This is a genomic window from Phytoactinopolyspora endophytica (genome assembly GCF_004138495.1).
In the GTDB taxonomy this organism is placed as follows: Bacteria; Actinomycetota; Actinomycetes; order Jiangellales; family Jiangellaceae; genus Phytoactinopolyspora; species Phytoactinopolyspora endophytica.
In genome coordinates this window covers 262067-262293 of record NZ_ML142853.1, presented here as the reverse complement: position 1 = coordinate 262293, position 227 = coordinate 262067, and the positions used below count along the sequence as shown (strand labels likewise).

Annotated in this window: 1 pseudogene; it reads left to right on the top strand. The window is 61.7% G+C overall.

What is annotated here, in order from left to right:
* Nucleotides 1-186, top strand: a pseudogene (locus ELR45_RS40775) (EF-Tu/IF-2/RF-3 family GTPase); the annotation flags it as partial.
* Nucleotides 187-227: the final 41 nt, after the last annotated feature.

Genomic DNA, 227 nt, shown 5'->3' with positions numbered 1-227 from the left:
CGGTTGGTCCGCGACGGCGTCGTCGTTTCGGACAGGGTGACCATCGACTCGCTGCGGCGGGTGAAGGATGACGTCACCGAGGTCCGTGACGGTTTCGAGTGCGGTATCAGCCTGGGTTCGTTCAACGACATCCAGGTCGATGACGTGATCGAGACCTACGAGATGAAGGAGAAGCCGCGCGGCTGATGTTCGTCGGGACGTTAAGCCTCGACCTCCTGCTGGGTGAC